This window comes from Streptococcus oralis (genome assembly GCF_001578705.1).
Taxonomy (GTDB): domain Bacteria; phylum Bacillota; class Bacilli; order Lactobacillales; family Streptococcaceae; genus Streptococcus; species Streptococcus oralis_J.
The window spans coordinates 44,293-53,469 of record NZ_KQ969039.1 but is presented as its reverse complement, the minus strand read 5'-3'; the positions used below and the strand labels follow the sequence as shown (position 1 = coordinate 53,469).

At 35.5% G+C, this 9,177-nt stretch carries 8 protein-coding genes and 1 pseudogene; all 9 read left to right on the top strand.

Going from position 1 to position 9,177, the window contains the following annotated elements; all coding sequences use genetic code 11:
* Window positions 1–725 precede the first annotated feature (725 nt).
* Window positions 726–1,016 carry a WXG100 family type VII secretion target gene (locus SORDD05_RS08330; RefSeq protein ID WP_038804232.1) on the top strand — a complete coding sequence of 97 codons (291 nt, stop codon included), beginning with the start codon at window positions 726–728 and terminating at the stop codon, window positions 1,014–1,016.
* Between the two features lie 46 nt (window positions 1,017–1,062).
* Window positions 1,063–1,548, top strand: a complete 486-nt coding sequence (locus tag SORDD05_RS08325) for a hypothetical protein (RefSeq protein WP_061418926.1) — start codon at window positions 1,063–1,065, stop codon at window positions 1,546–1,548.
* Window positions 1,511–1,768, top strand: a complete 258-nt coding sequence (locus SORDD05_RS08320; RefSeq protein ID WP_009013811.1) for a hypothetical protein — start codon at window positions 1,511–1,513, stop codon at window positions 1,766–1,768. Before SORDD05_RS08325 ends, SORDD05_RS08320 begins: the two co-directional genes overlap by 38 nt.
* A gap of 9 nt (window positions 1,769–1,777) precedes the next feature.
* Window positions 1,778–2,977 (top strand): type VII secretion protein EssB, encoded by a 1,200-nt coding sequence (essB, locus tag SORDD05_RS08315; protein WP_000460976.1) that lies wholly within the window; start codon window positions 1,778–1,780, stop codon window positions 2,975–2,977.
* The gene (gene essC / locus SORDD05_RS08310) at window positions 2,978–7,423 is read left to right on the top strand and encodes a type VII secretion protein EssC (protein WP_038804229.1); all 4,446 of its coding nucleotides are present in this window, start codon (window positions 2,978–2,980) and stop codon (window positions 7,421–7,423) included. It begins immediately after the preceding gene.
* Window positions 7,424–7,465: 42 nt separating this feature from the next.
* The gene (locus SORDD05_RS08305; protein WP_038804228.1) at window positions 7,466–7,873 is read left to right on the top strand and encodes a YwqH-like family protein; all 408 of its coding nucleotides are present in this window, start codon (window positions 7,466–7,468) and stop codon (window positions 7,871–7,873) included.
* An 11-nt stretch (window positions 7,874–7,884) separates the two neighbouring features.
* Entirely contained in the window at window positions 7,885–8,157 is a 273-nt protein-coding gene (locus SORDD05_RS08300) for a hypothetical protein (RefSeq protein WP_038804227.1), read from the top strand.
* Between the two features lies 1 nt (window position 8,158).
* On the top strand, window positions 8,159–8,809 hold the full coding sequence (locus tag SORDD05_RS08295; protein ID WP_038804226.1) for a DUF4176 domain-containing protein: 651 nt from the start codon (window positions 8,159–8,161) through the stop codon (window positions 8,807–8,809).
* A pseudogene (locus SORDD05_RS10160) lies at window positions 8,806–9,177 on the top strand (hypothetical protein); the annotation flags it as partial. The gene SORDD05_RS08295 and the pseudogene SORDD05_RS10160, both read left to right, overlap by 4 nt.

Below are 9,177 nucleotides of genomic sequence, written 5' to 3'. Positions count from 1 at the left end.
TATTGTCTAGAGCGTTTTTGTGTTGTTTAAGAAAATTAGATGTTGGTTTTAGATAACTACACATTTCAGATTTTTTAAACAAGATTTAATTGTTGATAACTAGAAAGGATTATTATGTTTGCAAAAAACAAATTTCAATACTGTATTTACAATCATGAGAGACTAGAACTTCATGAGCTTCAAAAGGAATATCAAAAGGATAAAGCTGGGACAAAACTTAAGTATGAAAACCAATTGTTCGCAATCCTTCATGGATAGAGCGCAAGTTGTTCTCGATAGCTCGAAGATCAGCTTGATGTATTATTCTTTCAGCCATAATATCCCCCTTGTTAATGATTTCTAAATTAATTAGACAAAATTTGGCCATAGAATATTCTTATCTTAAAGAAGTAATTATATACTGAAAAACAGGCCGCAATTACACATGATTCAGATAAAATATACCAGAATTATTTTAGTTTCTTCTTATAGTAATAAGAAAATCATAATTGATACTTTAATTCAACATACTATGAAATGAGAATATGAAGTTTTCTATGAGGAAAATGTGCACTTGATTTGACATTTTAGGGCGTATGAAAACTTTGAATACAGGTTTCTTTCTATCTAAATGTTTTTGCAGATACTTTTTTTGTACAAATTTGTATTACGAGTGTGTAACTGATAGACAGACACTAAAATATATGATAAACTAAAGTAGGAAAAAATTTAAAAGGAGAATCCTTATGTCAGCAATTAGTTTAACTCCAGAACAGTTACAATCTCAGGCGGCAATTTATCTTAGTGCTAAAGATCAAATTGAACAAGCAGTACAAACCGTTAATCGAACAAATGGAGAAATGGCATCACAATGGAAAGGACAAGCATTTAATGCTTACCTTGAGCAATACAACCAGTTGTATACACATGTTCAAAAATTCGAGGAGCTTCTAGTGAGCATCAACCAACAATTGAACAACTATGCTCAAACAGTAGCTGAACGTGACCAACAAGATGCACAAAGCTTTGGTTTGTAGTTGATTTTGAGGAGCGTCAGGGAAACTTGACGCTTATTTTTATACCATGATGAAGAAAATTAAAAAATATCTATTAATTCTTTGTATCGTATTTCCTGTGCTAGTTTATGCAGACGATGGTAGCTTAAAACTTGATACAGATATCATTACAAATAGTACACAGGACACGGTCAAAAATAGGATAGAATCCAAATATGCTCCAAATTTATTTTTAAATCGTACCCAAAAGGTTGTGGACCAGAGAACTCAAACAACAAAAGAACTTTTACAGGGGGCAGAGCAGACTATATTTACCGATAGTGAAAAACATTCTATTTATCGTTTAGAAACTACTGTCGTTAAAACATCATTGTTTAATCAATACACTGTAGAGGAGAAACCCTCTTTTAAACAAAGTGACTATTCAATTTTTAAGGATTGGATGGGAAGTGTATTTACAAGTGTTTTCTTGCTGTTTATGGTTTTGTTGGGAGTCTATCTAGGAAGGAAATGGCATGGATTACGGAAAAATAAAGCTAACTCTAGAGTATAGAGCAAAACAAATAGATATTCGAGTTTCAAAAGCTCTTACTTGGTTAAGATTAGAGGAATTATTAAAAGATACCAAAGTTAGAGAACAGTTGAATTTACCTCTAAATAGTTCGTTTTGTTTCAAAGTTAGAAATAAACAAATTCATATCGAGACAACGGACATCTTGGCTGCTTATCCAGTTAGTGATGGGGATTATATAGAGATTGAAGATGTATCATAGGAGAAAAAAATGTTTGAAGCAGATCAACTACAATTTGTGAGAGAAGACAACCAAATATCAGTTCAAATTTCTTCATCAGGTTATCATAGAGAACAACTTGAATTGATTAAAGAATACTGTCCAGTAGAAATAGTTCAAAAAGATGGAGTTCTTTCTTTGAATTATATTATTCCCGAGTATTTTAAAACAGTTAAGGAAGAAATTTTAAATAGAAGTACGGAGCTTGAGCGTTTTAGTTTGGCACAAAACATGTCGGCATTAGTTCATTCTGAAAATGATTATAAAATTCCATATATCCATCCTGAGAACATCATTGTTTTTGGCAGTAATGTACAAATGTTACATTATGGAATCGAAAAATTACTTGCACCACAGCAGTATAGTTCGGAATTCTATTTAGAGTCTTATAAAGCTTTAATGATTTCTATTTTACTACCTAAGGTAGATTTTGACTTAGTCATCCATGGGATTGATGCAATAAAGGAAAAGGTAGCACAGGATATTATTCCCTTAGGGAGTGTAGCTGATGTTAATAAATATATTGCAGAAAAGTATGCAAAATTATCAGAAGAGAGTTCAAAAGCTAATTTGTTGGTGAACAAGAAAAAATGGAAGGCTTTGTTAATAGGGGGAGCCTTGCTTGCTACAACCACAGTGATTTTAAGTTTTGCCACTTATAAGTCTATGTTTAAAGACGGCCCCCTAAAATCATCAGTCATTATGGCCCAATCAAATTTCATGCGAAAAGACTATTCTGAAACAGTTGAATCATTAAAAAATTATGGTGCAGAATCATTGCCAAAAGAAGCTAAGTATATCTTAGCAGCAAGCTATGTCCGTTTAGATAGTTTGAGCGATAAGCAAAAGGAAGTTATTTTAAATACGATTACAGAATCAACAGATGATACAATTTTCTATTATTGGATTTATCTTGGACGTGGAAAATTTGAAAAAGCTCTAGATGTGGCACAAAATATCGGGGACACACAATTGATTTTACACGCTTATACAAATCTATATGAATCAGTTAAAGCAGATATCAATATGAACGGTTCTGAAAAACAAAAGAAACTTGAAGAATATGAAAAGAAAATAAAAGAACTTTCTGCTGAGATTGGAGAAGCGACTACAAATAGTAGTGACACAAAAGCATCTACTGAGACAACAACTCCTAAGGACAACCAAACAAAAGAAAAGAGTGAGCGATAAATGAAGGCAAAAAAGCTAGAATATGATCATCAACTGGGAGACCAATTAGGAGAACTTCATAAACCTATTTATACCTTGTTGATTGAACAAGAAAAATTGGAAAAAATTGATTTGTTTGAAGGACAAGAGGTAAGAGTAGGTACTAACGAGTATACAGTAGAAGGCAGAAGAGTCTATCGAAACGGTAAGGAATTAGAAAGAGGAAAATCTACCTTTGATAAAGAAACTGTAACCTTATTGGTTCCTGAAGAGGATATTTTTGTCACTTATATTTTTCCGCCACAACGATTTATTTGTAGCAAGAAAGAATCAGCTGACATTAGTTGGTCAATTTCAAACCAACTTTTTTTCTCAAATAATCAAGTACAGGTTACACTTGGGGAATCTCCGGTTTATCTAAATAACCGTCTTATCAAAGAGGAAGGGCTTTATCCGTTTGAAGTGGGAAACCGAATGAAGGTTTCTAACTATTTTATAGAAAAAAGAAAGAACCAGTGGAAGATTGGATGTCTTTTTGAAGAACCACAATTGAATAAGAGTCAAATTCTGATACAAGAAAAAAATAATGAATATCCGTTGGATTTTCCAGAGTATAGAAGGAGTCCAAGAGTTAACCCGATTATCCATAGTGGGAAAATCATTATCAATCAACCTCCACAGCCGATAAAACCACCTAAAAACTCGCTCATTCGAGCAATTGTTCCAGCTTTAGGGATGTTTACTTTAACTGCATTTAGTTCAATTTGGACGAAAGGGAATCCTGTAATGATGCTAGGGATGGGTGGTTTTAGTCTCCTGACTGCAGCGACAACTATGAGTCAGTATTTTGAGGAGAGAAAGGATACCAAAGAGCAGGAAAAAAATCGTATTCAAGACTACGAAGCATATTTATTAAAACAAGTATCCGACTTAGAAAGATACTACAAAGAAGAAACTAAGATTTTACATTACAATCAACCGTCAATATCGACCATTACTGAACTGATTGCAGATTATGATTCTAGAATTTATGAGCGGATGGACTATAATGAAGATTTCTTACAGGTGTCCTTAGGATTAGGAGATAAGTTAAGTCAGCTAGAGTTGCAAACAAATTTTGATGAGCAAAGTAAAGATGAAATATCGCAGTTTGCTCGAACAGTCTTGCAAGACTACAGTTTGCAAAAGAAGGTTCCAATTACTGTTAATATCTTTGAAGCGACAGTTGGTCTTGTTGGAAACAGTGAAGTAACTAGGACAGCTGTGTATAATATGCTCTTACAGATGGCAATGTTCCATAGCTACTTAGATGTTAATTTTATCAATCTTGTTCAAGAACTGAGATATGAGAAGGATTGGTCTGAGTGGCGCTTTCTCCCACATTTTAATATGCAGGAGCGAAATATTCGTGGTTTTGTCCATGATGCCAGAAGTCGTGATGCTGTTCTAAATTCGTTTTATCGTATCATTCAAAAACGTTCTCAAATCAAACGTGAAATGGGGGAAAAAGATGCGCGCTTTAAACCTCATTATGTCTTAACGATTATGGATGACTCCCATTTACTTGGCCATAGTTTGAATGAGTATCTAGCCAAGGATTTGACAGAGTTAGGTGTGACTGTTATTTGGGTGAAAGAGGCGCGTCGTCTTTTGCCAGAAACTATCACAACTCTGATTGAATATAAGAATCAAAATCTAGGTCAAATCATTAATGATGAAGGATCCTATAGTGCACAAACCTTTATTCCCTACCCGCTGTTGGATTGCTATGAAGATTCTATCCGTACTTTAGCAAATCTAAAACATATGGAAGTAGAGAAGAATACGATTCCAAAATCCGTTACTTTTTTGGAACTCTATCAAGTCAGAGAAGTTGAAGAGTTACAGGTTGCTACTAGATGGTCCAAAGCGGATACTTTTAAAACGTTAGCAGTGCCATTAGGATTGCGTGGGAAAGATGACCAGGTGGAACTCAACTTACATGAACGTGCACATGGACCGCATGGTCTTGTAGCAGGAACTACTGGTTCAGGTAAATCGGAGATTCTTCAGTCGTATATATTATCCATGGCTGTAAATTTTAGTCCAGAGGATGTTGGATTTCTTACGATTGACTTCAAGGGTGGTGGGATGGCGAATCTTTTTAAAGATCTACCACATATGCTTGGGTCTATTACTAACTTAGATGGCGCGGCTAGTGCGCGTGCCTTAGCTTCTATCAAAGCAGAGTTACAAAAACGCCAACGACTATTTAATCAATTTGGTGTCAACCATATTAATGGATACACTAAATTATATAAGGAAGGGCAAAAATCTACTGACAAATCAGGCTATCCAGACAAACCATTACCTCATCTGTTCCTGATTAGTGATGAGTTTGCTGAATTGAAAGAACATGAACCAGAATTTATGACAGAGCTGGTTTCGACAGCCCGTATCGGACGTTCGCTTGGGGTCCATCTAATTCTTGCTACACAAAAGCCATCAGGTGTCGTGAATGATCAAATATGGTCAAACTCTCGTTTCAAACTAGCTTTGAAAGTGTCAGATGAGTCTGATTCAAATGAAATTATCAAAACACCAGATGCAGCGAGTATTACTGAACCAGGGCGTGCCTACTTACAAGTAGGAAATAACGAAATCTATGAGTTGTTCCAGTCTGCTTGGAGTGGTGCACATTATGCCCCGCAAACAGAGGGAGTTCAAGAAGTTGTTGATGAACGAATCTGGTTGATAAATGACCTAGGACAATATGAATTGCTATCTGATGACCTATCTAAGGATGAAAATTATACTGCTGATCAGACGGAAGAAATCACGGAACTCTCAGCTGTTGTAAACTATATAGCAAGAGTGAGCAAGACTGTACCTCTCAACCTGCCAGATAAACCGTGGTTAGAACCACTAGAGACAGCCATCATATCCCCTCAAACAGATATTCACTGGACCGACGAAAAAGTATTGGCCGTTCCCTTTGCTCGAATGGATATTCCGACAGAGCAACGTCAGAAGGATTATCATTTTGATTTGGAAAAAATGGGACATACAGTTTTCTATGGTTCACCTGGTTTTGGGAAATCCCTAGCTCTTCAAACTCTAGTGCTGAATCTCGCTCGTTTGAATACTCCAGAGCAAGTACAAATCAATTTATTTGACTTTGGGACAAACGGCCTCTTGCCACTAAAAGATTTACCTCATGTAGTTGATTTGACAAGGTTTGATGAAGAAGAAAAACTGCTTAAGTTTTTAAAACGTATTGACCAAGAGTTGAAGATTCGCAAGGAGAAGTTTGCCCTCTATAATGTAGCAAGTCTTTCCCAATACGAACAAAAATCAGGTGAGAAACTCCCTGCTATCCTTACTATTTTTGACGGCTTTGATACTATAAAAGACACACCACTAGAAGAAGCCATTGAAAGTATGATTAACCGCCTCCTACGTGAGGGAGCGAGTCTTGGATGCTATGTGATTTTGACAGCACTTCGTTCAAATAGCCTTAAAATCAGTATGTCAAGTAATATCACCTCGCGCTTGGCCTTTTACCTGGTTGATGAAGGAGCTTCTAAGGAAATTATCGGACGCGATGCTTTAATTCAACAAGAAATTTTTGGTCGTGCCCAGTTGAAAGAAGATATCCCTTATGCCATTCAGGTTTATCTCCCAATAAGTGGAGAAGGGGACATTGAGCGCCTGTATAACTTGGAAGAAGAAGTCAAGTTGATTGCAAGAAGCTGGACAGGAGTTTGCCCAGAACCAATCCCAATGTTGCCAAATGAAGTGACGCTTACACACTTTAGTAATCATCCTAAAGTAATTGAGATGTGGTCAAGGGGTGAATTACCGATAGGGTTTGATAAAGAAACTACGGATCCTCAAGGGTTTGTTCCTGATAGAGATGGGTATTTTGAATTCTTATATGATACTCCGCAACAACTGGAATATTGTGAAAATAGTTTGATACCAGGTCTGAACAAATTAGTAAATATTGAAAAAATATTATTAAATACCAACAATAGTTACAAAAAAACAGAAGTATTTGATAAAATTATTGATAGAGATAATATACCTAGTTTCTTTAACGATATTCAAGGAGAAATTGAAAGCCGTCACAATGGTAAAGAGGCTTCAATGATGTACGTATTTATCCCAGAAGCGCATATGTTGGGGACTTTATTAAATATGAAAGTAACCGAGGATGCATTTAAAAAGATTGTTAGAAATAGCGGAAAAGTTCACATTCATTTTGTATTTATGGGAGAACAACAAGCTATTAGTGTAGGCTACTTAGATGTTGACAAGGTCTTAAAGAGCAATGTTCCTGCTGGATGTGTTGGAACAAGGTTCAAAGATCAAAATATTTCAAAAGTACAAACGAGCTTCAGTGAGCCAGTTGTAGCAGAGGATGAGACAAACTTTTTTGTGGGTAGAATAGGTTATCGTTTACGATTGGTTACAGATAATGGATAGAATCTTTAACATAAGTTGATAAAAAACAAAGGAGATATAGCTATGTCTCGTGATTACAGTTATGAGATTTACTCTTTACGACAACAGATTTCAACAATGTCTAGTGAAAGAGCAGATATATTAAATAAAATAAGTATTCTAAAACAGAATAAGAGTAAAATACAGAGTAAGAAAAGCGCAATTTCAGAACAATTGTCTCAATACGATTTGATAAAGGCAAAAGCTACTTCTAATTTTGCTGGAAATAGAAGAGATGACTTTAATAATAAAATAGAGACGCTAAAAGGATCGATTTCCCAATGGTTGGAGAATACCCAGAATAATATTGATTTGATTGACCAAAAAATCTCAACCTATACGGCTGAAGCTTCTAATTTAGCAATTGGTATGAATTACGCTAGCCAATCACTAAATACTTATATTTATCTTCAAAGTCAAAATGAAGATTAAGGGGGAGAGTTATGGGAGAAATAAAATTAGATTATAATATTTGGTCTGTTGATGTTGTTTCATATTCTTCATCAATTGATGCTTTGTCCGATCTTTCAAAACCTACCTTGAGCGAGAATGACTTACAACCTTTCCTTAAAATTAATACGATGATAGATGAGTTAAACAGTTCGATAAAAACATTTAAAAGCAATTCAATAGATCAGACACGAAACATGTCTAGGGCTGTAGCGAATAAAGTGTCTGATGATGCTGCTGGGGCTGCAGGTTTTAGAGGAGGATAAGATGATTTCACAAGAGATGTTATGGGCGCAGTATTTTACAGAGTCCTATCTTGGTTTTAAGCCAAATTCACTCATCGATCAAATCGCCAAAGCTATTATTTATAGACCGGATTTATTTAGAACATTAGTTTTAAATTTGTCTCAGAGTGATATGAGTTATGAGTACAATCCAACAATTGGAGCGAGTATTGATTTTCGCTTCAATAAGGGAGAGGTTATTATCACTCGTCTTGGAGAAACTCAGCTTTTTTCCACATCTGAGTTTGTGCGTTTACTTGGATTAATTGATAAAATTTATACAGAAATTCTGCCATTAGGTAGTGTTATTCAAATAAATAGAGAAAAGTTACCCAAAGATGCTCTTGAGGATTTTATTGAAGAAATGCCTATCTATGTATTAATTACAGGGCAACGGGTATCAATTGAAAACAAATTTTATCTAGATTACACAGGATATTTTTGGCCAAAAGGTTTGATTCCAAATCAAGAAACCTTAGTTATATCCGATGACATGATTGCATCCGTCCTTTTTAGGGGGCTAGAGAAGAATGATATTCAGGAACAACATGTCTTAAACCTACGTCGCCAACTACTTGCAAAGGATCTGGATTCTTATACTTTTCACAATTATCAAATGGAGGCTAGCCAATGAAATATAAGTATTCTGAATTATTGATAGCGCGCGAGGGACTTTATCGTTCAAAAAGTGGATTTGAAGATAAGATTTTAGCAGCGCTTCAAGGTACTCGAGAGTTGATTGGCACGGAAAGTTTTCGTTCTGCCACCAAAGATGCGATTAATGCAGAGCTGAGTAATTATAACCTGCCTTTATTATTTAGTTACCGTGATTTAGCCAATGGTTTATATAATGAGTGGGATCGGCTGATGTTACGCTTTCAGGAGTTGGTTGATGAGCATAGTCCTGCTGCTGTCATTGATACGTCAGAATTTTCCGGTTTAAAAAGAGCTGTGGAACAACCGACTCAAGAGATTTTGAACTTGATTGCCCATCCAGACCTT